Origin of the sequence: Arthrobacter sp. NPDC093128, assembly GCF_040683875.1 — a bacterium.
Lineage (GTDB): Bacteria > Actinomycetota > Actinomycetes > Actinomycetales > Micrococcaceae > Arthrobacter.
Map to the genome: position 1 here is coordinate 174,430 of NZ_JBFBEY010000003.1, position 24,534 is coordinate 198,963.

Genomic DNA, 24,534 nt, shown 5'->3' on the forward strand with positions numbered 1-24,534 from the left:
GACGGCCGGCCAGCGAGTTGCTTCGGTCTCGCCGCCCTAAACCCGTGGCCTTGTTCAGATTTCAGACCCGGTGGCGGGGTCTGAAGCCTGCAAGGCAGCTGCGTCCGAGGAGTCACATTTGTGCTTGGTAGACATCACAGTTAATAGAGACTAACCTAAATCTCAGTTAAATCCTACTAACTGAGATGATCTTTTGAGGCTTTGATCGCCCCGGACGAATCACCGAAAACCGCTACAGCATCTGCCGCGGCAGAACAGACCTAGCAACAAAAGGAAGTCACAAACATGGTTGATTTTGAGCTCAGTGAAGACCACCAGGACCTCATCAAGACCGTCCGCGAGTTCGCTGACGAAATCGTTGCGCCGGTCTCTGCCAAGCACGACGAAGAGCACAGCTTCCCCTACGAAGTGGTGTCCCAGATGGCCGACATGGGCCTCTTCGGGCTCCCCTTCCCGGAGGAATACGGCGGGATGGGCGGTGACTACTTCGCTCTGGCCTTGGCCCTGGAACAATTGGCCCGGGTAGACCAGTCCGTGGCCATCACCCTCGAGGCCGGCGTATCCCTGGGTGCCATGCCCGTCTACCGGTTCGGCACCGAAGCCCAGAAAGAGCAGTGGCTGCCGATGCTGGCCTCCGGCGAGGCCCTCGCCGGCTTCGGACTCACGGAGCCGGAGGCAGGCTCGGATGCCGGCGGCACCAAGACCCACGCCAGGCGTGAAAACGGAAGCTGGGTGATCAACGGCAACAAGGAGTTCATCACCAACTCCGGCACGGACATCACCCGGATGGTGACGGTCACCGCCGTCACGGGCCAGAGGGAACACAAAGACGGGAGTATCAAAAAGCAAATCTCAACCATCCTGGTCCCCACCGATACCCCCGGCTTCACGGCGGAGAAGGCATACAACAAGGTGGGCTGGAACGCCTCGGACACCCACCCCCTGACGCTGAAAGACGTCCGCGTCCCGGAGGAAAACCTGCTTGGGGAGGAGGGGCGCGGCTATGCAAACTTTTTGTCGATTTTGGACGAGGGCCGCATCGCCATCGCCGCCCTGGCCACGGGAGCGGCTCAGGGTTGCGTGGACCAATCGGTGAAATACGCCAAGGAACGCAGCGCTTTTGGCCAGAACATCGGCAAGTACCAGGCCATTTCCTTCAAGATCGCGCGCATGCAGGCCCGTGCCCACACGGCCAGGCTGGCCTACTACGACGCCGCCGCGCGGATGCTCGCCGGAAGACCGTTTAAGACGCAGGCGGCCATCGCTAAGATGGTCGCAGGCGAGGCGGCCATGGACAACGCGCGGGATGCCACCCAGGTGTTCGGCGGCTATGGCTTCATCAACGAATTCACTGTGGCACGCCACTACCGCGACTCCAAGATCCTTGAAGTGGGGGAGGGCACCACCGAGGTCCAGTTGATGCTCATCGCCCGCGAACTAGGACTTGACACGCCCTCCCAGCGCGTAGGAGCCCACGTATGACCGCTCTGATTGCCGGCTACGCCCGGACCCCTTTCTCCCGGTTCAACGGCCGCTTCGCCTCCATCCCTGCCACAGCCCTCGGCGCCCACGCGATCACCGCAGCCCTGCGCCGCGCCGGCGTGGCTGCCACTGACGTGCAGTACGTCATCGCCGGACACGTACTGCAGGCCGGCACCGGGCAGAACCCGGCCCGACAGTCCGCCGTAGGAGCAGGCATCCCGCTGACCGTCCCCGCGCTGACACTCAACGCGGTGTGCCTCTCCGGGATGGAGGCTGTCGTCGCCGCAGAACGTATGATATCCGGCGGCGAGGCGGATATTGTCGTCGCGGTGGGCCAGGAGTCCATGTCCCTTGCTCCCCACGTCTTCAAGGCGCGGGCCGGGCAAAAATATGGCGCACTTGAAGCCATGGACACCCTTGAGCTCGATGGCCTGACGGACGCCTTCGAAAGGCGCTCGATGGGTATCTCGACCGAAGACGGCAATACGGACTACGGCCTGGACAGAACCAGTCAGGATGCCTGGGCAGCTGCCTCCCACCAGCGCGCTAGTGCCCACGCAGCCTTTCTTGCCGAAGAGATCGAACCCTACACACTGGTCTCGCGCCATGGAAACACCGTCGTGTCTGACGACGACGGTATCCGGACCGGAATGACAGCGGAGTCGCTCGCTGGATTGCGCGCGGCATTCGACAAGGAAGGCACGATCACAGCAGGCAACTCCTCGCAGATCACCGACGGGGCCGCCGCACTGGTACTGGTTGGCGAATCTGCCGCCAATCGGCTTGGCTTGTCGCCGCTGGCCAGAGTGGAATCCCACGCCCTGGTAGCCGGACCTGACGTGCGGCTCCACGACCAACCCGCAAACGCCATCCTTGCCGCACTCAAAAGCATCGGCGCCGGGACCCAAGACCTTGCAGCTGTGGAGATAAACGAGGCATTCGCAGCGGTATCCGTCCAATCCGTCCGCACGCTCGGGGTCAACTCTGACATCGTCAATACCCGCGGCGGGGCAATCGCACTCGGACACCCCATCGGCGCGTCCGGTGCCCGGCTTCTGGGGACCCTTGCACGGCAACTTGTCGAGCTCGGACCGGGACGGCTGGGCGCCGCAGGCATTTGCGGCGGCGGCGGCCAGGGGTCGGCCGTCGTCCTCAGATCACTCTAGGCAGTAGACCCGATTGCTACACCAACGGACCAGCGGACACTGGAGTTGCGGAATGCCAGGCCTTCTCCGTGAAACACTTGCTGAAACTGCGTCGAGCACCAATACCACCCATGTAATTGACCGACGACGCAACGCAGGGTGCTCCACCGAGCAGGGCGCCTGGACAAGTGGCGGTTTGGCCCGCCAGCAGGGGGTTGCTCCAGGCGTTATCCTCGTTCCTGCAGGACTCCGGACCATACCAGGGGTGGCTCCCTTCCCTGCCTATCGGCGAGGGGCCACACCCCGCCAACCCGCCCTCGGGAGACGCACTACACGCGGAGCAATCATTCCCAAGGTGTTTCGTCCAGAGTCGGTGCCCTCATAGGAGCTTTCCCCGCGTAGTGGGAAGGACTTCCTTGAGCCTACCGGGAGGGCGCGTCACGGCAGGGCCAACATTAATTTTTTCGTTCCGGATCCATCCTCTAGAGGAGCTCAACGATGACTCTTAACCCCTCCGCGCATCGCCGGCAGGGAACTCCCCGGGGTGAGGACGATGCATTGCATCGCGACCTCCGCGCATGGGGAGGTCCAGGCTCGGTAGTGGAATCGGAACTCGAACGTCGTGCCACGGCGCACGACGCTTCCCACTACCTTCTCCAACCGCGGGCTGTTGTCCGTCCAGGTTCCGTGGCGGACATGGGTGAGCTTTTCCGGGTCCTTGATCACCATGGTCTGGGGCTCACGTTTCGCTCCGGCGGTACCTCATTGTCGGGGCAGTCTGTAACGGACCAAGTCCTCGTTGACACACGTCGAAACTTCCGGAGCATGGAGGTTTTGGACGGCGGCGGATACCGCGTACGGGTCCAGCCAGGCGTGACTGTGCGTCAAGTCAACCAGCGGCTGGCTCAGTATGGGCGAAAGCTGGGTCCCGACCCGGCAAGCGAGGCGGCCTGCACGATCGGTGGCGTTGTGGCAAACAACTCTTCTGGGATGCATTGTGGGACGGAATTCAACTCTTACAAGACCCTGGAGTCCATGACGTTTGTCACGCCCTCCGGCACTGTAGTGAACACAGCCGATAAAGGGGCGGACCGCACCTTGCGCGAGCATGAGCCGGAGCTCCACGCGGGACTGTTGGGGCTCCGTCGTCGGGTAGTGCAGAGCGCGGACTCGGTACGGACCCTACGTCACCAGTTCTCAATGAAGAACACGATGGGTTACGGGCTCAACGCCTTCCTTGATTTCGAGGAACCGGTGCGAATTCTTGAGCACCTCCTGATCGGCTCCGAGGGCACACTCGGTTTCGTGGCGGAGGCCGTATTCCGCACCGTCGAGGTCATGCCCAAGGTGGCTACGGGTCTGCTCATATTCCCTGACCTGATCAGCGCCACGAGCATCGTGCCAGAGTTGATAGATGTGGAATCTGCCACCGTGGAGCTGCTGGATGCGACATCCCTGCGTGTAGCCCAGCGTACTGGCCAAGGCCCCGCGCGGATCGCGGAGATAAATGTTCAGGACCACGCTGCCCTGCTCGTGGAGTATCAGGGACGAGACGATGAGGAATTGCGGGAGCGTACCGCAGCGGCCAAGCAGCTGTTCACGCGACTGAACCTCAGCACCCCCGCCACGCTTACAGTCGTGCCGGGAGAGCGGGCGGCTCTATGGAAGGCGCGCAAAGGCCTGTACGCTACGGTGGCAGGGAGTCGGCCCACCGGGTCCAATGCTTTGCTGGAGGACATCGTCGTTCCCGTCGCGGCGTTGGGCGAAACTTGCAAGGATCTCACCAGTCTCTTCAAAAGTCACTCATATGAGGATTCGGTGATCTTTGGCCATGCCAAGGATGGCAACGTCCACTTCATGCTCAACGAGAAGTTCGACGACCCAGCGAGTTTGAAACGGTATGAACATTTCACCGAGGAGATGGTCCAGCTTGTCCTGAAGCGTCGCGGCTCGTTGAAGGCCGAGCACGGCACGGGCCGCATGATGGCGCCTTACGTTCGTCGTCAGTACGGGGACGAGCTGTACGAGGTCATGTGTGAGCTGAAGGTGCTCGTTGATCCGCGGAATGCGTTCAATCCAGGCGTCGTGCTCAGCGATGACCCGCGGTCCTATCTCGATCACCTCAAGACGGCGCCTAGTGTGGAGGAGGAAGTCGACCGCTGTGTAGAGTGCGGCTACTGCGAACCGGTTTGTCCCTCCAAGGACCTGACGCTAACGCCGAGGCAGCGCATTGTGGGGCGCCGGGAGATCGAGGCCGCAGAAGTTAGCGGTGACCACGAACTGGCCCAGCGACTCCGCTCGGAGTACGACTACGAGGGCCTGCAGACCTGCGCCGTGGACGGCATGTGTGCCACTGCTTGTCCGGTGAGCATCAACACCGGAGATCTCGTGCGCCGTTTGCGCTCGGAGAACCATTCCGTCGTTGCGGACCGCGTATGGAGTGCCGCCGCGTCGGCCTGGGGAACGACGACACGCGTGGCCAGTCTCGGACTAAGTCTGGCGAATGCCTTTCCGTCGGCCATGCCACGGGCCGTGACCAAGGTGGGCCGAGCCGTATTTGGCACCGAGCACGTGCCTGAGTACAAGGACCTGCTGCCAGGGGGTGGGCGGCCCCGTCCCTCCCACCGCGACGAGGCAGCCACGGCTGTCTTCTTCCCCGCATGCGTCTCGAGCATGTTCGGCACTCCGGACGGGGCGGGGCTTTCTGTATCGGATGCGTTCCTCGCAATATGCGAACGGGCCGGTGTTGCCATCACGATCCCGGACGCTGTTTCCTCCACCTGTTGCGGGACGCCGTGGAAATCCAAAGGCCTACCCTCGGGATACGCCAAGATGGCACCCCGTACGCTCGCTATGCTCTGGGAGGCCACGGACCACGCCCGGCTACCGGTCGTGTGCGACGCATCGTCATGCACGGAAGGATTAGCGGCGATGCGTGATCTGGCCATGGGATCGCCCGAATACAGCACGCTTCGGTTTGTGGACTCGGTGGAATTCGTTGCCGACAACGTCCTCTCCCATCTCAGGGTGACACGGCCCTTGGGCTCCATGGCACTTCACCCGACGTGCTCGTCAGTCCATCTAGGCATTACTGCCGCCTTAGAGACCGTGGCACGGGCAGTAGCCACCGAAATCGTTGTCCCGCAGGAATGGAGCTGCTGCGCTTACGCGGGAGACCGGGGGATGCTACACCCCGAGCTAACGGCTTCTGCTACCGCAGCAGAGGCGGCAGAGATAAGCTCCGGGCAGTACGACGCCTATGCCTCCCTCAACCGCACTTGTGAGCTGGGCATGACAGAGGCAACGGGACGGCCATACTGGCACATTCTCCAGCATTTGGAGAAGGCCACGCGCACTGACAAATCCAGGACGGTATAAGTTCCGGACACTGCTGCCCAACCTCGCGCGGGACCTTCCGCCGCGTGGGTGGGACGCTCCGCTCCCAGTAGGCATTGTTTTTGCCGCCCTCCGGATCGGTCCGCCCAGTTGGGACCAATTTGATCACTCCGCTGTTCCGTTGTTCCAGGACCGCGTGATGCTGGGCACGGTGCCGTCGGCCCTTGGGGGCGGCTGGTTGTCCGAACTTGGGCAGCTGGATCCCCCCTTAGTACAAATGGGTCCCCACCGCAGGAACTCTGGGCGTCATGCGGGGGATACATAACTGGTACCGGGTCCTGCACGCGGTACTCGTGTTGCTGCGGTCTTCCGCTCCTCATGGGCAGGGGTCTACGTGGTCGTCGGCTGGCCTCGGACGGATTGATTGGACTTTTCAGGTTTTCTCCCGGTACAACAAATGGCCCTTGGGTACAGACGCCGAGAACGAGGTCTGTACCCAAGAGCCGTTTGCGTATTCGGCGCCGGGCGTTTATCCGAGCGCCGCGCCGCCGCATACCCGCAGCACTTGACCAGTGACATAGGCGGCGCCTGGGGAGGCGAGATAGGCCACTGCTGCTCCGATCTCTTCAGGGGTACCCATGCGGGCTAGGACCTGCTGGTCGAAGTCGTATGCCACCCCTACGGTCAGTGGAGTTGCTATGGGGCCGGGAGCTACCGAGTTCACTGTGATCCCCAGGCCACCGACCTCCTTGGCCAACCATTTAGTCAACGCGATAACGCCACCCTTGGAGGCGGCATAGGCCGGGCCTGAACGGCCGCCGCCGTCGCCACCTGAAGTCGGGCCGCCCATGATCCCGGATATCGAACTGATGTTGATGATGGTGCCTGTCCCTTGGCGCTCCATGAAGGGATGGATAGCGGCCTGACAAAACAAGAAAGTACCGCGCAGGTTGGTATCGAGGTCCCGGAACCACTCCTCGTCAGTGAACTCGGCAAGGCCGGTCCGGCTTGCAGTCCCGGCGTTGTTCACCACTATGTCCAGGTGCCCGAACAAATCCACCGTTCTGGCAATCACCTTCTCCACTTGGGCACGTTCGCGCACATCGACTGTCATGCCTTCGAAGCGAGCGGCGGGATAGGCCGATCTCAAGACCTCTACGGTGTCCGCCGGTTCGACTACGTCCATCACGACAACGTCAGCACCCCTCTGAGCCAGCGATTCTGCGATGGATCGACCGATTCCACGGGCGGCACCGGTAACAAGGGCAACCTTGCCGGTCAGATCGAAGGGATCGCCGGGGAACAGCTGAACGGATTCACTCACTTCATACTCCGATTGGTTTCATAGTGCAGTTGGATGGTCGACGCGGTGGGCGCATCGCCAAGATGTGGCAGACCGGGCACGCCCGGGTCATCTAGATGGCTGGCGCAGTAGTATCGGTTGCTGCAGGGCTGTGGTGGGTGTCGGCGGCACGGAGGCTCTTACGCAGGGCGAGCAGGGCGATAACGGCTATGAGCTCGAATCCGCCGACCAACCACATTCCGATACGTGAGTCGCCGGTGACGTCCAGCAGCAAACCCGTCATGTATGGGGCAGCAAGGCCGGATATCGCACCCAAGGTGTTGACCAGCGCGATGCCTGCCGCTGCCCCTGCGCCGGCGAGGAAGGTTGAGGGCAGGTACCAGAACACAGGCAGTGCGCAAAAGATGCCGACGGCAGTGATGGAGATGACTACCATCGTGGCGAACGGGGAGTCCATGTACAGGGCCAGCGGGATACTGACTGCCGCAAGTAGCGCAGGCAGTGCGACGTGCCAGACCCGCTCCCCGGTACAGTCAGAGTGCCGCGTCCAGAACACCATGGCGATGGCGCCACAGACGAAAGGAACGGCGACGATCAGGCCGGTCTCGAGGATGGAGAACTTGGTATTAAATGTCTTGGCCAATCCGCCAACGATAGTTGGGAGGAAGAAGCTTAGGGCGAAGAGTCCGTAGCCGATACCAAAATAGACCAGCCCAAGGGCCCACACGCGGGGATCGCGAAGGGTGCGACCAACGGATACGTGCCCTGAGGCAGACGCCGTCTCGTGTTCGGCGTCGATGGTCCCGGCCAGCCACTCTCGCTCCTGGGTAGTGAGCCACTTCGCATGCTGCGGACGGTCCGTCAGGTAGAACCACGCAACCACACCCAGCAGGATTGTCGGAATGCCCTGTAGCAGGAACATCACCTGCCATCCGGCCATACCAAACACACCGTCCACGTATTGGATGATTGCTCCGGACAAAGGCGCGCCCAAGGCAGAGGACAGCGGTAGCGCGATCATGAAGATGCCAATGAGGCGAACCCGCACAGCACGCGGAAACCAGAACGTCAGGTACAGCACGATGCCGGGAAAGAATCCGGCCTCGGCGACACCCAACAGGATCCTCAAAATGTAGAGCGTTGTAGGGGTGTTCACGAATGCCATAGCCACGGCAACAAGACCCCAGCTGACCATGATTCGGGCGATCCATCGGCGTGCCCCGAAACGGTGCAGCGCAAGGTTGCTTGGAACCTCGAAGAATATGTAGCCAATGAAGAAGAGCCCACTCGCCAGGCCGTACATCGTCTCCGTGAGCCCCAGATCCTCGCTCATTGTCAGCTTGGCGAAGGAAATATTGGTTCGGTCCAAGTAGTTGAGGAAGTAGGCCAGACCCAAAAACGGTATGAGCCTCATGGCTACCTTGCGCATAACCTGCTCCTGAAGAGCCGGTTGATCCATATCGGGTTGCCCTTGATTGGTTCCGAAACCCATAAGACAGCCTCCTTGCTGTTTGAAGAGAGGAACCGTGAGCCACGGGTCCGAGAGAGCAGCTGGGGAGTGACGCTGCTTACATCAGCATGGAAGAAGTGTGCCGTAAGTCACTACTGCTAAACAGCGAGAAATCCGCTGCCATTTTCCTCTATTTGTCGAACCTGACCCTGGGCAGGGAAAATAGCCCTGCGGCCCTGACGTGAACCTCGTGCTTGCGCGAGGGGTTTACACTGGGCGACTAGTGCGGATGGTCCACCGGAATCAGATCCAGCATGGTGAGTCCGAGGTGAAGGCTGAGCCTGGTGCGCCCCTCGGACAGATCCAATCCTGTCAGCGTTGCGATGCGTCCCAGGCGGTAGTAGAGGGTTGTGCGGTGTATGTGGAGCGCATCGGATGCCGCAGGTCCGTTACAGGCGTGATCGAGGTAGACGCGCAGCGTTTTGGCCAGGTTCCGATCAGGATCAACGGCGAGAAGCCGCCGCACTTCTTCCGGCAATATATCCTCACTCAGATCCTCGTCGGGTATCCGCAGCAGCAGGGCGTAAGGCCCCACATCCGTCCAGGTTGCTACCGGCGTATCGAGGACAGTCGCCGCGGCCCGCCGCGCCAAGTGTGCCTGCCGGACAGTCTTGTAAGCCTGCTCGAGTCCCGGGACGCAGGGGCCGATTCCCGCCACGCAACCGAACCTCCCGGAGGACAGATCCTCCAACTGATCGATCATTTTCTGAACATGAACGCGTGCAGTAGCCTCCCCGAGGGGCACAGCGCTGCCAAGAAGCAGCAGACCCGTCGCCGATGCGACCATCGCGTGCAGCTGTGTGCCTCGCCCCTGCCGTAGACCCATGGTCAGTACAGCGCGCAGCGCCGCATCGGCATGTGACGCCGTGGCACTATCCCAGGTGCCACGTACCCAGAACTCCACGGCCGTCACGTTCTCGAAATGTCCCAATGCGTGGCTGGCCGCAAGCTCTGCCAGGGCGCGTCGACGCAATACTGCCTCCCGCCCGACCAGGTCAAGGACCGTCTGTTCCTGAACCTTCGAGTCGGCTTCTCTTTGCACCTCCACGGCCATCGCCGCTGCAACATCCTTGGCCGTTTGGTTGATGAGGGACAATTCGGCAGTGGTTAGGGATCTGTCGGCGTCCAGTACCATCAGCTGGCCCAACAGCTCACCCCTCCACCTGATCGGGGCACACACGCGGGCCTTCATCCCCATCTCTTCGTTTGCCGGAATGACTCCTGGCGTGGTCCACGTCGATACGCCCTGGGCGAGAACGTAGCCGATTGCCTTGGTGTCAGCGGCTCGTTTGAGGAACGCCTGCACGCGGATTTGATCTTCATCGCCGAAATGGACGCTGGAATAGAGCAGATGGACGCCCGGGTCGTTGATGACTACGGAACGCCGCAAATGCTCAGCCAGTTCGTCCACTGCAATTTGTATGCCATCGTCAGTCACGCTTCGATTCTACAGATAGAGGAAAACGTTCGGCATTCTCTCGTCGTGAGACGGTCCCTTCCGGGCTTGATACTTGGCATTGTGAGGGGAGACACAGCAGCCCGCACAAAGCGGGAGCTCCTTCCAGCTCTGTTGCCGGTCCCTTACTCCGGCACAAGCTTGAAACAAAGAGGTTTCGATGGTCACTTCACCCCACATCATAGGATGGGCTCATACCCCGTTCGGCCGCCAGCCGCACGAGGACGTCGAGGCGCTGATTGCGGCGGTCAGCAGTGCCGCAGTCGAGGACGCAGGCCTTGATCCCCGCGACATAGACGCTGTCTTCGTAGGGGTCTACAACAACGGATTCTCATCCCAAGGGTTTGAGGCCGCGTTGGTTGGATCGGCTCTGCCGGAGCTGGCCGGAGTGCCAGCCACTCGTGTGGAAAATGCGTGTGCCACCGGTTCTGCCGCCATCTTTGGCGCCCTGGATCGGATCGAGGCCGGGCGTGCCCGGGCGGTGCTCGTCGTCGGCGCGGAGAAGATGACCGCTATCGCAACGCCGGAGGTCAACAGAATCCTGCTCAGCGGCTTGCATCGAAGGACTGAAGAGTCGGTCGGCAGTTTCGCGGGCGTTTTCGCGGGGCTGGCTGACCGGTATGCCGACCGGTACGGCGACCCGCATGACGGCATGGCCATGATCGCAGCAAAGAACCATCGCAATGGCGTCGACAACCCATGGGCCCACATGCGCAAAGACCTCGGCTTTGACTTCTGTGCAACGGAATCCGAGCGAAACCCCAGGGTAGCGGGGCGGCTGCTGCGCACCGACTGCTCACTAGTTTCAGACGGCGCTGCCGCGATGGTGATTACCGATGCCGATATGGCCAGAACGGCCCGCCGTGCCGTCGCAGTCCGCGGACGCGCGCACGTCAACGACCACCTTGCAGTCGCTGCGCGTCCTGACCCCTTGGCGTTCCAAGGTGCGTCCAAGGCGTTCCGCTTTGCCCTCGAAGAAGCGTCCGCAACCCTGCATGACCTCGATCTGCTCGAGACTCACGATTGCTTCACCATCGCCGAGCTTCTGCAGTACGAAGCGTTCGGCATCGCCGAACCTGGCAAGGCAGCCGAGGTCCTGGCCAGTGGCGCCACCCACCGCGACGGATGGCTGCCCGTCAACGTCTCCGGAGGCTTAAAGTCCAAGGGCCACCCCCTGGGAGCGACCGGTGTCTCCCAGCACGTGATGGCGGCAATGCAGCTTGTTGGCGAGGCCGGAGCTATGCAGCTGGCTACAGCCGACCGGGCAGCTGTGTTTAACATGGGTGGCGCCGCCGTCGCCAACTACGCAACAGTATTGGAAAGTGTCCGATGAGCGCCGTCCGTTCAGAAGTGACCAAACTCGCTGGCTCGGGCACCCCTGCCGATCGCCCGGCTCATAGGGCCGTGAACCTGGCCCAATTTCTAACCCAGACCGCCAGGCGGATCCCGGACGCGGATGCCCTGATCCATGGGCAGACACGCTGGAGCTGGCGCGACCTGGACGAGAGGGTCAGCGCCCTTGCCGCCCACATGCTGGAAAGGGGCGTTAAGCCTGGGCAAAGCGTGCTGCTGGACGCTCCGAACCATCCCGAGTTCGTGCAGGCCATGTTTGCCACTTGGCGCATCGGTGCCGTGTTGGTGCCGATCAATACCCGTCTGCACGACAGTGACCTCGCTTCAATCGCGGAAGTGTGCGAACCGGTTCTGATGATCGCCCACTCGTCCACCACCTCCCACGTCAGCGCTGTTAAGGCTGTTGTCGGGCCGGAACTGGAAACGCTGTGGCTGGAAGCCACGGGACCCGATTCGGTCAGCGCTTACGTCCGTCCGTCCGGCCCGTTGCAAAACCTGGGCGTCTGGGCAGGCGACGCCGCCTGGTACTTCCTCACGTCCGGGACCAGCGGCCCGCCGAAAGCCGCCGTACTCACGCACGACCAGCTCGGATACGTAATTACCAACCACCTCGCCGATCTGATGCCCACCACAACCGAGACTGATTGTTCTCTCGTGGTGGCCCCGCTGTCTCACGGCGCCGGCATCCATCTGCTACCGCAGGTGGCACGCGGAGCAGCCACGGTCATCCCGGTCTCATTCAGCCTGAAACCGGCAGAGATCTGGGAGCTTGTCGAGACCGAGCGGGTCGCTAACATGTTCACGGTCCCCACTATCCTCAAGCGCCTGGTCGACGACGAATCAATTAGCCGCCATGATCATTCCTCCCTGCGCTACGTCATCTACGCCGGCGCGCCAATGGCCAGCCGCGACCAGCAGCAGGCGCGCGCCGCCCTTGGGGAGGTTCTCGTGCAGTACTACGGCCTTGCCGAGGTCACGGGCAACATTACCGTTCTGCCTCCGCACCACCACGGCCACACCTCGCCGGTCGAAGTCGAATTCAGTACCTGCGGCTTTCCGCGAACCGGAATGCAAGTAAGTATCCAGGACGATCAGGGCAACGAGTTGCCCGCCCTGGAGCACGGTGAGATTTGTGTAGCCGGGCCAGCGGTTTTCCCTGGTTACCTGAAGAACCCGATGGCCAACGAGAGGGCTTTCCGCCACGGCTGGTTCCGAACCGGAGACATCGGGACATTTGATAGCGAAGGCTTCCTGTACATCACAGGCCGGTCCTCCGACATGTACATCTCCGGGGGCTCAAACATTCACCCTCGGGACATCGAGGAAAAAATCCTCTCCCACCCGGCCGTCCACGAAACACTTGTCCTCGGCATGCCCGACCCCACGTGGGGCGAAATCGGAGTTGCAGTGTGCGTGCTGCACCCAGGTCACTCAGTGAGCGAAGACGAGATGCGCCAGTACCTCTCCGAGCGCATGGCCCGTTACAAGGTGCCCCGACACGTCGTGTTCTGGAATGAGCTGCCCCGCTCAGGAAACGGCAAAATTGTTCGTCGCACGGTACGGGATCTCTTCCTCGAACTCGGCTGGAACCCTCAGGGCAACAGCGCCGGACCGGACAAAGGCGCCACCTGGTGAGCCTCTCCCGCCTGATCCGGCCCCTTGAACACCCAGGAGTTGTCAGTGCGGAACGCCGCACATCGGTGGCTACCCGCAGCATCCCGACGCAGGTGATCCTTCCCGTAGGCGCATCGCTGACCGAGGCCGTGGCGGAAGCCTTGGAAGGACTGGGGGCCACTTCGGGACAGGTAGAGCTGCTCGAAGGGTTCCTCTCCCGAGTCAGCTACTGTTTCCCAGCCTTGTGTGACGACGGATCAGCCGCAGCTTCCTACAGCTCAACGCATGAGGCAGTGGTACCAGCCCGGCTGATCTCCGGATCCGCGACAGTCGGCTTTCGTGACGGGAAACGCTTCGCCCACTGCCATGCCTCCTGGTTCGATGCCAGCGGCGAGGTACGCGGAGGGCATCTTTGGCCAGAAACTATCATTGGACCTGGCCCAGTACAAGCCCTTGTGCACGCCCTGGATGAAGTCGAACTGATCAGCGACACTGATCCTGAGTGCCAGCTTCCGATCTTCACACCCCACCGTCGCCCCTCCCACAATCTGGAGCCTCGCGGTTCGGTCCGTGCAGTCATGTCCCGGCTGGCACCGGGAGTAAAGGTGGACACAGCCGTCCGAGAGATCATGCTAGAACACGGCTTCGAGCGGGCCTCCGTCGCAGGCAGCCTTGGCAGTCTTGTCGGCGCCGTCCTGCACAGGGGGGACAGTGTACTCGTCGTCGACGGCCCCGCGACAGAAGTCACTGTGACCGGTGAGTTTGACCTGCGTGATCCCCACGGCCCGGTTACACGCCTCAGTGGCATGATCATCGACCGCTTTGGCACCGTCCATGCCGGAGACCTCGTCAAGGACGAAACGATTGTGGCATGCACGCTGGAACTACTCGTGGAAGAGGTTACGCAATGATCGAACGTGAACTTGAAGGCAAGATAGTTCTGGTCTTCGGCGCAGGCTCCAGCGGTACCGGCATGAGCAACGGTGAAGCAGCTGCGCTGGCCTACGCCGCGGCAGGAGCGGCCGTGGCAGCAATCGATATGAACACTGATGAGGCTGACCGCGTTAGCGAGGAGATTGTCGCAGCCGGAGGAACTGGCATCAGCATTACCGCCGATGTCACTAGCGTGACTGATGTGGCTAACGCCGTTGCCACCGTCGTGCGAGAGCTCGGGATCCCCGAAGTCCTGCACAACAACGTCGGATCCCCGAAGATGGGTTCGATCTTGGAAACCGGCTTGGACGACTGGAACACGTCCATAGGCCTTAACCTGACCAGCACCTATCTAACATGCCGGAGTACGCTGCCGCATATGCTGAAGGCGGGCCGAGGCGTCATCATCAACGTTTCATCGCTGGCCAGCATTCGCGATACCGGCTATACCTATCCGGCCTACAGTTCCGCCAAGGCAGCGATAAACCAACTGACGGTGTCGCTTGCGCTCACGTATGCCAAACAAGGAATCCGGGCCAACGCCCTCCTGCCCGGACTAATCGACACGCCACTGGTGACAAACAAAATCTCGGATGACCCTCAGGCTCTTGCCACCCGCCACGCCATGAGCCCAACCGGGCGAATGGGCGCACCTCAGGACATCGCGAACGCGGCAGTATTTCTGGCCTCGGACAAGGCGTCGTACATCAGCGGTGTCTGCCTTCCCATCGACGGCGGGCTGGCGGCGCGCTGTGGCTGATCACGCTGCAGCGGCTTGGGTGGCACCCAACGCCACTGTCGTAGGTGATGTCACCATCGGTTCGGAATCGAGCATCTGGTACGGCGCAGTTGCCCGGGCAGATCAGGCACCAATCCGAATTGGTAACGGGTCCAATATCCAGGACAACTGTGTCCTCCACACCGACCCCGGCTTTCCACTCACGATCGGCGACAACACCACCCTCGGCCACGGCGCCATTTGCCACGGTGCCACAATCGGCGATGGGGTTCTGGTAGGCATGGGCGCCATCATCATGAACGGGTCAACGATCGGCGACGGAAGTCTCATCGCAGCTGGCGCCTTAATCCTCGAAGGCACGGCCATTCCACCACGTTCACTCCTGGCGGGGGTTCCTGCCAAAGTGATCAGATCCGTCTCCGATGCCGAAACCGGAGCGCTTCTCGACAATGCCCGAACCTATACTGCATTAGCGCGGCAGCACGTCGAGAACGATCCCGCCCCGGCTCAAGAAAGAACGGCTCACGGCTTACCTTGAGCTGATTGAACAGCTCTCGTCGATGCGCAAGCAGTTCGCTGTCGGAATGAAGGTGAGCAAGTTCAGCGGGCATGTAAAAAGCGATGATCACAATGCGGATACCGTTGATTGGGAGTGGCACGAACAGATGGCAGACCTAGAACGGGCCGAGGTGAAGGCGCGAATTTTTGGCGGCCGGCTTGGTTCTCTATACAACGCCAGTGCCGACGACCTGGTCGGCGATATGTTGGACGCCATCGAAGACCCTGACATCACTGAAACGGAGTGGGATGCATTAACTCGACGCGGCAACCATTTACAGGATGCCTTGGAGGAATCCGCCAAAGCCGACTTGGAAGTGCCGGTGCACCGACGGCCGATGCTGCGCTTGCCTGGCAGCTTCCGGCAGGGATTACGAGTGCCATCTGCAGCTGACTGATCCACGTGCTTCGTGCGATAGAAGCACGATTTTCTCGTCTGGTGACGCCCACTTGAGACGCCGCTTACGGAGATTTCGTAAAGAATATGCGTACGGGGGTGCGGGGGGCAGGGGAGTGCACTGATCGCTCTGCCAGTTAGGCGTTGGCGAGGTTACCTTCGCCTTGCCACAGCTCCCGTCCCAGAGCTGCAAATTCCCAACATAGCGTTTGTGGTTTAGATCATGAACGGGAACGGGTGGATTCTGAAACCCGAGCTATCTTCACGTCGAAGTCCCAGCTGGTGTCGTCTCCGGCGAGGCGGCGGAGCAGGTAGGCGCGGAGCGCGGCGTTGCTGGTCGTGCGTGGGTGGGGAGTGCTTCGCCGTTGAAGAGGTGCGTACGAGTCGCTGACATGAGACACCGACAGGATGCAGTCCTGAAGGTCATCTGAAGGCTCAGAACAGTGTCGTGGAAGCTGCCCTGTGCGCCGTTCGTGGGCAGAGCCGTCACGGAAAACGTCACGGCTTTCCTCCGTAAGCTCCTGACCCAAATCGTTGCCCCGGGCCGCAGTCGAAAAGGTTAGTCCCTGCATTCGGCGAAATAACCCTTACCGGGCAGTAACGGTGGGCCGAACGCTGATCGATCTGATGACGGCACCCGGAGCAAAACTCGCGTGCGGTGAACCTGGAACATCCGATTGGACCATGGCGCTTCAACAGCGTGGGGTAAGCCGGAAGTGAGCATTAGTTGAACCTTCAACTGATTTACCTTACATAACCTCCGTTATCGGTAGTTCACTATCACTTAGGGGAGTGGTAAAAAGGTCGTCCCATTCCAGCTGTCCTGTCTCATCGAAGTTGAGGCAATCTCACTACAGATGATGCATTGCTCCCTAGGCCCTAGGCGCCAGTAGCGCCCACCCTCCAGGCATTGGTCCGCACCCGAAACGGCCGGACCCGGGATGACAGGAGGTAAATGGCGCTCTATCTTAGTTTCAGCGGCTCGAAAGGGCCTCTGAACACTACCCGATAGTTCCATGAAGGAAATTTGGCCCATGGGAATAATGGACGGCGCGGCAAATGGATTGAAAGTGCGTCTCGAGAGCGCTGGTGTGAGGTCGACTCTGGCCTTCGCAATTGGACAGGTGGCCTATGTTTCGCTTCACAAGATTCCGTCGTGGGTGGCTCCGGCAGCGATCTCCAAGTCAGAAATTACATGGTGGGCTTCTGAATGCGAAAAAGACCTCCGCGGAATGCCGGAAGGTGGTCTCGCATCAATAGCAGTGATTCAGGGGCTCTGCAATCATGTCTTCGGAATACATGGAGAAGCCATGTTTGTGGGCTCGTACCCCGAGTTTTCGGAAGACCGATGGGAAGAAACTGTTCGTCGAGTGATGCCCGAGTCAGCGGCGATGAGAATACTAGACAAGAATACGGTCATCGGTTTCAGTGAAGAACTCATCTATTCCGATACGTGGTGGGACAGTAATCGATGGGTGTCATCGGACGTGGCAGATCCGTCAGAAGAGGAGTTAGCCGAAGCTCTGCATACGTCCCTGGCAGCCTCCAAGACTGTTGCCCTTCTTGGGCGCAAATATTTCGACACCCCTCGGGGCGGTACTGGGAAATATGTGCGCGATGAAGTCGTCGATAAGACGCGGGATTTGGACGATCTGTCGATTGTCTGCAATCTGATAGGACCAAATGGGCAGTCTCTGGAAGGCTTACTGATTCAATCGGGTAATCGGATCGGCTTCTTCGACGGTGAAGACATTATGGTCGAGGATCTGAATGACGGATCCCCTATCTTATTTGACGCCGAATCTGTCGTCGAAATATATTGCGCCCTGGATGAGTGTCTGATGGAGGCCGCCGGTGACTGGGAGCGAATCCAGACTGTGCCACTCGCCGGAAAATTGGAGCTGTCCCTTCAATTTCGAAATAATAATGCAATCCTTCTCGAAGTCAGACCCGAGTTCGTGCTGACGGACCCATATCATTCCAGATACTACGTATTGCGACATTTTCTCAATCAGCTGGATCGTGTCCTTAGCGGGAGTCGGTAGGGGATTCCGCACTCATCTGTCCAGACTCAGCTGAGCAGTTGAAAGGCTCTGGTGGAGCCGACGTCCACTCGGACGCAAAGAACGGTGAGCGGGGAGAAGTGTTCCGGAGCCAAGGCTAGGGACCCGGAAAAACTCACTACAACAGCACCGAAATATCCTCGGTACTAGGCCTGGATCAATCAACCAGCCGAAAACCGGGCCGCATAACTACCGTTGGCACCTACCGCCATCCCATCGCGACCGCTGAGTTGTGGTCGCCCTGCTGGATGGCCCCGACGCTGCCCAGAACATGGTTGTCGTAGTTGCGGTACCCGCGTGTTCTCAAGGTTCTTCTACCCCGCAGTTCTCTCCTTTGCCTCAACTAGATTGAGACAAAACGGAGAATTCCGTCTTGCCAAAGTGAGGCAAGCCCTCCAATTCGGCACTATCTGCCTCAACTTGGATGAGATACGACACCAGCGCTGCACTGAAGCCGTCGTGCCCTCGAAGAAGTCAATCGCACAGTGCAAGAGCGGCATCAAGGACTGGGCTGATGTCGATTTTCAGACCGGAAACATCGGGATTCGGCGCCCAGATTGGATCAATGTCGGCATAGTTCCCGTGATCCTTGGCTGTGCCATTGGCTGCGTAGGTCTTGCCATCCGGAGCATCGACAGTGGCCACCTGGAGGTGGCGACCGGCTACCGTGATGCCCTCACAAGTGGGCCACGACGTAAGGAACCTTCAGCGGCCGTTTATCTCCGAAAGTGGTGCTGATGAGAAGACCCGGATCTTTGGCTACCGCAGCGGGCACGTCAACCTTGGCGGGTGGTTTGGCAGCTGCTGGTGCATAAGCGGCGCAGGTTCCATCTTTGGGCTTGCCCAGGGCGACCGCAGGAAAGCTGACTACGACGTAGCCGGCGTTCCCTCCGAGCTTATCCGGACCGCCTCCCGGGGCCCAGGTGCGGTCAACGCAGATCTCGGATGCGTCAACGACGACCCCTTTGAAAGTCATGCCCTTCCAGATGGGCGCGTTGGGAAGTTCGGCCTGGACTGCGGCCTCCGCCTTGGTCACACGCTCCGCATCAGTCAGCGTGCTGACCGGAGTGGCTGATGTGGACACTGTCGAAGTCGACGGCGATGAAGTCTCCCCGGATGCCGGGGACGCAGGCGCGCAGCCGGAGAGAAGCAGCCCGGCAAAGGCGATGCAGGCCGGCGCTGTGTACCGAGAAGTATTCATGGGCTCACTCTACTGACGCATTTGCCGTCGTCAGCGGGACTTCCCCAAGGAGTCGCGCCAAACAGTCAGCGGGCGGCTAGGTTCCCGAACGCTGATCGTCCCGACCCTGGGGCGCTGTTACGCTCCAGAATACGACTGGCTGGGCCCGTCTGGAGGTAGAACAGCCCCTGGATCCTTGTTGATGGAATAGACAACCCGGGTGATTTTGCCTGGGGGAGAGGCTTGGAGCCCTGCTTTCGCAGGGCTCCCGGACTCGGCCTGACTCGAACAGGCTGCCACCCTCACCAGTGTGGGTGCGGTCATCCGGAGCCAGCGCACCTTGAGCGAGGTCCGAACCATTGACTCACACCGCATCCAGGATTTCCAGCGGACAAGCCGACAGCTAGACGGGTGCGCTATCCAAGCTGTTCGGCCGTATGGAAGTTTCCGTTGTAGCCGGCAATCTTCCATTTGCCGTCAGCGGGGTCCTTGGCGACAGCGTACGAAAGTTCCGCTGTCGAGCTTTGGTCCGGCTTGCGGATCCCGTCAGCAGTGACCCCCATCGAATAAGCAGCGGTTGTGTCAAGCATGACGCCTTGCAAGCCATTGCCCTCCACGTAGCGGAACTTCTCGGGCGTGATGATCCGCATGGTCACGCGGGGAGTGTCAGGTCCGTGGACGTACGAGAACCCGGGCTTCGTTGCCATCCACTCTTCTCGGGCCACGTCACCTTTCCCAGCTTTCAGCTCCTCAAGCATGATGGCCTGGTTAGTTGGGTGAATCTGGTCCTTGTGATCCTCAAACCAGAGGTCCGGATTTCCCCCACCGTTGAGGGTGGAGTCGATAGCTTCCTCGGCAATGAACCGGACGATCACCTTTTGGGCTTCGGCGAGGTCGGCCTCTGAGAAGTGGGCCTTCGCGGCGTCGTCGGTGATCGCCGGATTGTATTTCATCGCCGGGTCCGTATCGGCGATGCTCGTCTGAAGGTAGTCGCCTTTGCCGTCGTTGGCGACGCCCTTGGCCACAAGGCCGCTGGACAAAGTGTACGGAAATCTGCTGGTTGGGGATGGCGTCACCGATGAGGTGGCAGCCGCTGAGGCAGCATCCGAGGCGCCTGAAGTGCCGGCGGTCGATGTTGCCTCGGGCGCCGAGCAGGCGGAGGTGAAAAAGAGAGCGCCTCCAATTCCTGCTGCGGCAATGATTTTATGGAAAGTCAGCTGGCCCTTGTTTGACTTGAAATCGACCATTTGCCTGATAGGCCTGACGAAATAGACACAACTCATGTAATCCCCCAATTTTGTGCATGTGGAATGAGAATACATTCCAAGGAGCCGATTGGCCCGTCAGCGCACTGGCCGCGCCGGTGTAGCTACCCCTGATGTGTGCGGCAATGCCGATAACCCTCACCGCAGGACGCCCCTGCTCTTCACTGGACTGCATCAGGTCCCGCGCAGTGCGGGACAGCCTGGCCGCAGCTCGACGGGCCTCGTCGCCATCAGTCGTGGGCTGGGTCGGATTCGGCAGGCTCGATCAGCTCGGGGCCGTTGTTGCGGACGCTGTTGACCCTGGTGCTGACGATTCGAGGAATCAGGGTTCAATTTGTCCACAGAAGAACCCCCTTTTAGCCCCAGCTTGTCATAATCTCCGCTATTGGTGGCCGCCCACGCGGAGACTATTGAGCCGTAACGAGCGCAGCAAACCCGGGGGAGCGCGCTCACGTCCCCCTCGGTGCTCCCCACACCTTAACAATGGCTCCAGACCGGGATGACGGGTCAGGGACACGTCGTGCCAGGTAGAGCCTCGGGGCAGAACATCGACGGAAAAGCATGAGTGCGCTCAGCTGCCTTCCGTATGTACAGGTGCAGTGAGAACGCGTCCCAACGCTTCTGGGCACCCTGGCGGCTGATGACGAACGCCCTGCCGATATTTTGCCCGGAGATACCGTCCGCCCTTGCAGCGGCCACGGCCCCGTCGAGCCGCGCTTCGAGCTTTTTGAAATCCTGGCCCAGCGTGCGAATGGTGTGCAGCGACAGGCTGGCCAACAAGGTTTACTGGCCGATCGTTTCCATGAGGCCATCGGATCAGGTCAGGACCTCCTGGACGACAGTACACGCGCATGGTCGTCTACCTTTCGAGTACCCGGTACTCGTGCGCTTCAACCCGTAGTGACTTGTACTGGTATTTGTACTAGAGCGCTGCCCGCATGCCGCTGCGAACATCAAGTGATCAAGTGGATGGGGGAATCGAATATGAAGCGGTATCGCCCATCTCAGAGCCCTTGCTGTGGCCCCTATGCATCGGGGTGCAGTGGGAAGACAACTTGAAGGAGAACGGTCAGTATGACCCGTCGCGAAGCGCAAGCCCCCGGCTTCCGGGTTGGGAAGCCTGTCCCTGAGCCGACGCAGTATGAAGCTGGAGGGCGGTTGAAGCCGCGGCCATGGCCTGTTGGTCCGAGTGAGAGCTACGGGAAAGTGGACTTTGATGACAGCGAGGGAAAGGCCGTCCTCACCGTCTACGTACAGCGCGAGCCCGATGAAGGTTACGTCCTGCACGTCGAGCACCTAGCCTCGCCGTTGCGGGTGGATGGTACGCTCCTTCGCCTGAGCCCGGCGCCTCACGTTGATCGGGACGCCGCGGACTTCCGCCGGATCACCGCTGCCCGGACGGCTGCCGCGAAGGCCCAGGCCGAGCTCGACGCCGCCGTCAGCGCCGCCCGCGCGAACGGAGACTCCTGGGAGGTTATCGGTGCGGCCCTCGGCATGTCCGCTCGAACTGCGCGGGAGCGGTTCGGAAACACACCGGGACGGCCGTGAGGTCGGCTTCGACGGGTGACGCACGTGCAGGGCATGTTGTTCTCGCTTCTCCACGCAACACCCGCAAGTAGGAGATAGCCACAGATGGCAACAGATACGATCGCACCCGCCGTTACGACCGGGGAAGGCGCGACGGAGGAAGCCGTTCAGCAGAAGACCGCGCTGAACATCGTCGATCCATGTGCGGACGCGGCATGAAGTCACGGCATGGCTGCGAACAACTCAGCCCGCCCAGGGATGACCTCCGCTACACATGCTCCCTCGCCATCCGTCACCCCGGCCGTCATGCCATGGAGCACGATGGGCAGGTCATCGAGTGGGAGGACTACGTCGAGCCGCGCATTCCCGTACCCAAGCCCGACATCATGGTCATGCCAGGCCGGGTGGAGGGTGGGCGCGAGGACTTCTGGAGAGAACTGGGGAAGGTCAATCACTCCGTGGCATACATGCTCCATAGCAGGGAGCGCCCATGGCGGGAGTGGGATGGCAGCACATGGGTGGATCACATGTGGAAGCTCACCCCGGGCACCAAGTTCTATGACCACACGGATGACTGGACCGTGCTCATGGTTGCCGAGACCCCCGTCTCCGTCATCATCTGGACGTGTGAGCGCATGGACGCGCCACTGGTGTATGGCGGCGACAGGCTTGGGCGCGGCGGAAGAGGGAGCAGGGGGCCGGCATCCGTCAGCTTAGGCGACAGCGTAGTTCTGGGGGCCATGAAGATCCTTGCCCGCAGGAAAGGCGAGCCATTCAAGGGCGTATGGCGCGACGAGTTCGTGCCCCTCATGGGCTGCAGGTCATGACCCCGGCAGACGTACCACCGACTGCCCACTAGACCGGGAAGGCGGGGTCTTTTGGTTGGTAGCCGCCCCGTCTTCCCCCTCCTTAACCCAATGGCTACCAAGTGTGTCCACCGTGGACCATGAACCGCGTCCATGTTCCAAAATGGCCGGGGGAGGGGCCCGAAAAAAGGGGACGGTTTCACCTGCGGAATAGGGTGCTCCGGCATCGATACCCGCGACGTCGGGGCGGACGCCGCTAGCGCCGAAGCGATTCGACGGGCCGCCCGCCTAGCCAGTTAAGAGGCACATTGTCGATGAATGAATCAGGAACAAAGTGTGCCTGCCCTCCTGCGCGCGAATTTCGTTTGGCGCTACTGGCGAACCTCGATCTCGGGGTGGTTCTCCTTGACCCATTTGGCCATCCGCTGGTTCCGTCTTGCGATGAATTCCAGCGTGGCTTCCCGGTACGTTACGTACTCGTCTTTTGTGGCCGGCATCCCGGAACGCTTGAAGTTGTCAAAGGGCAGGTAGAACCGAACCTCGTGGTAGTCGGGCGTCACGAGGTCTTGCAGGTGGAAGAAGTCCACGAACTCCATGAACCCATCGAAGAGCTCGAAGAAGTCCGCGTAGGCGTTGATGACACTGGCGAGGGGGCTCTCTGGCTCTCCTGCGTAGTGACGCCGGATGCACTCAAGGGTGAGGTCCATCCGGTCGGCGATGAGCGACCTGAGCCCCCTCGCCTGGTTCATCGTGGGTCGGTCCTTCTTCCTGACGGGCCAGATCATCGCACTGCCGATGGTGTACGGCGGGTTCAGGTAGCGGGCCTGCTCGTCCTGGCTCAGCCCGGCGATAGCGTCGGCCAGAGACCTCGTACGTGCCCTGCCGGTGTAGGAGCTGGTGATGGCATCGCTGCCGTACCAATGCCTCGCCCCGGAGGTGTCAGTGAATATGAGGTAACCCTCCCGACGATCCGATGGCGCGGTCGGGGCGAAAAGGGCACCGGAGCGCAGCTCCTTAGTCCACAGCAGCTCGTGGTCCGCCCGGAGCCTCGGACTGCCACTGTCCGGGTCGGGATTGGCCCTAGCAGGGATGTCGGTCATGTAGTCGAATGAGGTATCGAAGACCCGCCCGCTGGAATTGTATGCGCGCGCCAAGTTTTCTTCTTCGCTGCTGCGGGTTCTCATGTAAACCCAAATAGCATGGTCAAGTACTCGCGGATCCACACCGTAGTGCCCGGCGGCAGCCTTTGCGAGTTGTTCGGTGTAAGTGCTCGACACCTCCTCTCGGCCTATGGCTTCGGCGACGAAACGGCGTACCCACGTATCAGCCTTTACGTCCGGCTCGCCCACTAACATGGTGAAATACGCGAACGTGACCTTGCCCAGGCCAGGCACGGACCTGTAGGCCGACTTCAGACGCTCGAACCTGACCTGTTGCTCCGGAGTCCTCCTCGCACCAAACTCAGCCACGGGAATGTCCTCCGCCCGCTCTACACCCTCCGCCTTGAGACGCTTTGCTGCCTCGATGACAGCAGTAGCCTTCGAAGCTCCACCTGTGACCTGACGGTTCTTTAGCACCTCGCCAAGCTCGGTCGGGTCGAACCCAGCCACGCGCGTCAGCGAATTCGGCCTGTCATCATCAACGAACTCCTTGTATCGGCGCACCGCTGCCCGTACACCAGTGTTCGCTGACCCGTAACGCGCCCTGATTGACAGTACGGCGTCCAAAAGTGCTGCCTCGATCTGGCCCGGCCACCCGCCCGGCCACTCGGGCCAGCCCGGCGGCAGCTTCTCATCGATGTACGCGATCAACTTGCCCAAGTCTTCGACGTACTCGGGTTCCGTTTGCACGGATTCACTCATAGTCT

20 protein-coding genes are annotated in these 24,534 nt (G+C 60.9%); 12 read left to right on the top strand and 8 right to left on the bottom strand.

Going from position 1 to position 24,534, the window contains the following annotated elements; translation table 11 throughout:
• Window positions 1–285: 285 nt before the first annotated feature.
• The 3 genes from AB0N24_RS04660 to AB0N24_RS04670 all read left to right on the top strand — a co-directional run bounded on the left by AB0N24_RS04660 (window position 286) and on the right by AB0N24_RS04670 (window position 6,005).
• Window positions 286–1,482 (top strand): acyl-CoA dehydrogenase family protein, encoded by a 1,197-nt coding sequence (locus AB0N24_RS04660; RefSeq protein ID WP_364121096.1) that lies wholly within the window; start codon window positions 286–288, stop codon window positions 1,480–1,482.
• Entirely contained in the window at window positions 1,479–2,648 is a 1,170-nt protein-coding gene (locus AB0N24_RS04665; RefSeq protein WP_364121099.1) for an acetyl-CoA C-acyltransferase, read from the top strand. The genes AB0N24_RS04660 and AB0N24_RS04665 overlap by 4 nt, the downstream gene beginning before the upstream one ends.
• A 477-nt stretch (window positions 2,649–3,125) precedes the next feature.
• Window positions 3,126–6,005: an FAD-binding and (Fe-S)-binding domain-containing protein gene (locus AB0N24_RS04670; RefSeq protein ID WP_364121102.1), complete on the top strand. Its 2,880-nt coding sequence runs from the start codon at window positions 3,126–3,128 to the stop codon at window positions 6,003–6,005.
• Between the two features lie 487 nt (window positions 6,006–6,492).
• Here AB0N24_RS04670 and AB0N24_RS04675 read toward each other — a convergent pair whose 3' ends face one another.
• From AB0N24_RS04675 to AB0N24_RS04685, 3 genes are all read right to left on the bottom strand, one after another.
• A complete protein-coding gene (locus AB0N24_RS04675; protein WP_364121104.1) occupies window positions 6,493–7,287 on the bottom strand; it encodes an SDR family NAD(P)-dependent oxidoreductase in 795 nt (264 codons plus the stop codon).
• Between the two features lie 91 nt (window positions 7,288–7,378).
• A complete protein-coding gene (locus AB0N24_RS04680; RefSeq protein WP_364121107.1) occupies window positions 7,379–8,695 on the bottom strand; it encodes an MFS transporter in 1,317 nt (438 codons plus the stop codon).
• 301 nt (window positions 8,696–8,996) lie between these two features.
• A complete protein-coding gene (locus tag AB0N24_RS04685; protein WP_364121110.1) occupies window positions 8,997–10,214 on the bottom strand; it encodes a helix-turn-helix domain-containing protein in 1,218 nt (405 codons plus the stop codon).
• Window positions 10,215–10,392: 178 nt separating this feature from the next.
• On the opposite strand from AB0N24_RS04685, the gene AB0N24_RS04690 reads away from it, so the two are divergent.
• The 7 genes from AB0N24_RS04690 (at window position 10,393) to AB0N24_RS04720 (ending at window position 17,871) form a co-directional block, all read left to right on the top strand.
• Window positions 10,393–11,565 carry a thiolase domain-containing protein gene (locus tag AB0N24_RS04690; protein WP_364121112.1) on the top strand — a complete coding sequence of 391 codons (1,173 nt, stop codon included), beginning with the start codon at window positions 10,393–10,395 and terminating at the stop codon, window positions 11,563–11,565.
• A 71-nt stretch (window positions 11,566–11,636) separates the two neighbouring features.
• Entirely contained in the window at window positions 11,637–13,220 is a 1,584-nt protein-coding gene (locus AB0N24_RS04695) for an AMP-binding protein (RefSeq protein ID WP_364121115.1), read from the top strand.
• The gene (locus AB0N24_RS04700; RefSeq protein WP_364121118.1) at window positions 13,217–14,110 is read left to right on the top strand and encodes a DUF296 domain-containing protein; all 894 of its coding nucleotides are present in this window, start codon (window positions 13,217–13,219) and stop codon (window positions 14,108–14,110) included. The genes AB0N24_RS04695 and AB0N24_RS04700 overlap by 4 nt, the downstream gene beginning before the upstream one ends.
• Window positions 14,107–14,892, top strand: a complete 786-nt coding sequence (locus tag AB0N24_RS04705; protein WP_364121121.1) for an SDR family NAD(P)-dependent oxidoreductase — start codon at window positions 14,107–14,109, stop codon at window positions 14,890–14,892. Before AB0N24_RS04700 ends, AB0N24_RS04705 begins: the two co-directional genes overlap by 4 nt.
• Window positions 14,885–15,409 carry a gamma carbonic anhydrase family protein gene (locus AB0N24_RS04710; protein WP_364121124.1) on the top strand — a complete coding sequence of 175 codons (525 nt, stop codon included), beginning with the start codon at window positions 14,885–14,887 and terminating at the stop codon, window positions 15,407–15,409. The genes AB0N24_RS04705 and AB0N24_RS04710 overlap by 8 nt, the downstream gene beginning before the upstream one ends.
• A 22-nt stretch (window positions 15,410–15,431) precedes the next feature.
• Window positions 15,432–15,827, top strand: a complete 396-nt coding sequence (locus AB0N24_RS04715) for a hypothetical protein (RefSeq protein ID WP_364121127.1) — start codon at window positions 15,432–15,434, stop codon at window positions 15,825–15,827.
• A gap of 1,033 nt (window positions 15,828–16,860) precedes the next feature.
• A complete protein-coding gene (locus AB0N24_RS04720) occupies window positions 16,861–17,871 on the top strand; it encodes a hypothetical protein (RefSeq protein ID WP_364121130.1) in 1,011 nt (336 codons plus the stop codon).
• Between the two features lie 492 nt (window positions 17,872–18,363).
• Here AB0N24_RS04720 and AB0N24_RS04725 read toward each other — a convergent pair whose 3' ends face one another.
• The 4 genes from AB0N24_RS04725 to AB0N24_RS04740 form a co-directional block, all read right to left on the bottom strand.
• Window positions 18,364–18,534, bottom strand: coding sequence for a DUF2511 domain-containing protein (locus AB0N24_RS04725; protein ID WP_364121133.1), 171 nt, complete (start codon window positions 18,532–18,534; stop codon window positions 18,364–18,366).
• A 31-nt stretch (window positions 18,535–18,565) separates the two neighbouring features.
• The gene (locus AB0N24_RS04730) at window positions 18,566–19,090 is read right to left on the bottom strand and encodes a hypothetical protein (RefSeq protein WP_364121136.1); all 525 of its coding nucleotides are present in this window, start codon (window positions 19,088–19,090) and stop codon (window positions 18,566–18,568) included.
• Window positions 19,091–19,485: 395 nt separating this feature from the next.
• Window positions 19,486–20,391 carry a hypothetical protein gene (locus tag AB0N24_RS04735; protein ID WP_364121139.1) on the bottom strand — a complete coding sequence of 302 codons (906 nt, stop codon included), beginning with the start codon at window positions 20,389–20,391 and terminating at the stop codon, window positions 19,486–19,488.
• A gap of 450 nt (window positions 20,392–20,841) precedes the next feature.
• A complete protein-coding gene (locus AB0N24_RS04740) occupies window positions 20,842–21,111 on the bottom strand; it encodes a hypothetical protein (protein WP_364121142.1) in 270 nt (89 codons plus the stop codon).
• Between the two features lie 429 nt (window positions 21,112–21,540).
• Between AB0N24_RS04740 and AB0N24_RS04745 the strand changes: the two genes are divergently transcribed.
• Window positions 21,541–21,882: a hypothetical protein gene (locus tag AB0N24_RS04745; protein WP_364121145.1), complete on the top strand. Its 342-nt coding sequence runs from the start codon at window positions 21,541–21,543 to the stop codon at window positions 21,880–21,882.
• A 194-nt stretch (window positions 21,883–22,076) separates the two neighbouring features.
• Window positions 22,077–22,688, top strand: coding sequence for a hypothetical protein (locus tag AB0N24_RS04750; protein WP_364121148.1), 612 nt, complete (start codon window positions 22,077–22,079; stop codon window positions 22,686–22,688).
• A gap of 350 nt (window positions 22,689–23,038) precedes the next feature.
• Here the strand turns inward: AB0N24_RS04750 and AB0N24_RS04755 are convergent, their stop codons facing one another.
• Window positions 23,039–24,529 (bottom strand): hypothetical protein, encoded by a 1,491-nt coding sequence (locus AB0N24_RS04755; RefSeq protein WP_364121151.1) that lies wholly within the window; start codon window positions 24,527–24,529, stop codon window positions 23,039–23,041.
• Between the last annotated feature and the right edge of the window lie 5 nt (window positions 24,530–24,534).

Coding starts and splice junctions, on each gene's coding strand:
- AB0N24_RS04660 (WP_364121096.1), top strand. CDS start 286: ATGGTTGATTTTGAGCTCAGTGAAGACCACCAGGACCTCATCAAGACC.
- AB0N24_RS04665 (WP_364121099.1), top strand. CDS start 1,479: ATGACCGCTCTGATTGCCGGCTACGCCCGGACCCCTTTCTCCCGGTTC.
- AB0N24_RS04670 (WP_364121102.1), top strand. CDS start 3,126: ATGACTCTTAACCCCTCCGCGCATCGCCGGCAGGGAACTCCCCGGGGT.
- AB0N24_RS04680 (WP_364121107.1), bottom strand. CDS start 8,695: ATGCGCAAGGTAGCCATGAGGCTCATACCGTTTTTGGGTCTGGCCTAC.
- AB0N24_RS04690 (WP_364121112.1), top strand. CDS start 10,393: ATGGTCACTTCACCCCACATCATAGGATGGGCTCATACCCCGTTCGGC.
- AB0N24_RS04705 (WP_364121121.1), top strand. CDS start 14,107: ATGATCGAACGTGAACTTGAAGGCAAGATAGTTCTGGTCTTCGGCGCA.
- AB0N24_RS04715 (WP_364121127.1), top strand. CDS start 15,432: ATGCGCAAGCAGTTCGCTGTCGGAATGAAGGTGAGCAAGTTCAGCGGG.
- AB0N24_RS04720 (WP_364121130.1), top strand. CDS start 16,861: ATGGGAATAATGGACGGCGCGGCAAATGGATTGAAAGTGCGTCTCGAG.
- AB0N24_RS04730 (WP_364121136.1), bottom strand. CDS start 19,090: ATGAATACTTCTCGGTACACAGCGCCGGCCTGCATCGCCTTTGCCGGG.
- AB0N24_RS04735 (WP_364121139.1), bottom strand. CDS start 20,391: ATGTATTCTCATTCCACATGCACAAAATTGGGGGATTACATGAGTTGT.
- AB0N24_RS04750 (WP_364121148.1), top strand. CDS start 22,077: ATGAAGTCACGGCATGGCTGCGAACAACTCAGCCCGCCCAGGGATGAC.
- AB0N24_RS04755 (WP_364121151.1), bottom strand. CDS start 24,529: ATGAGTGAATCCGTGCAAACGGAACCCGAGTACGTCGAAGACTTGGGC.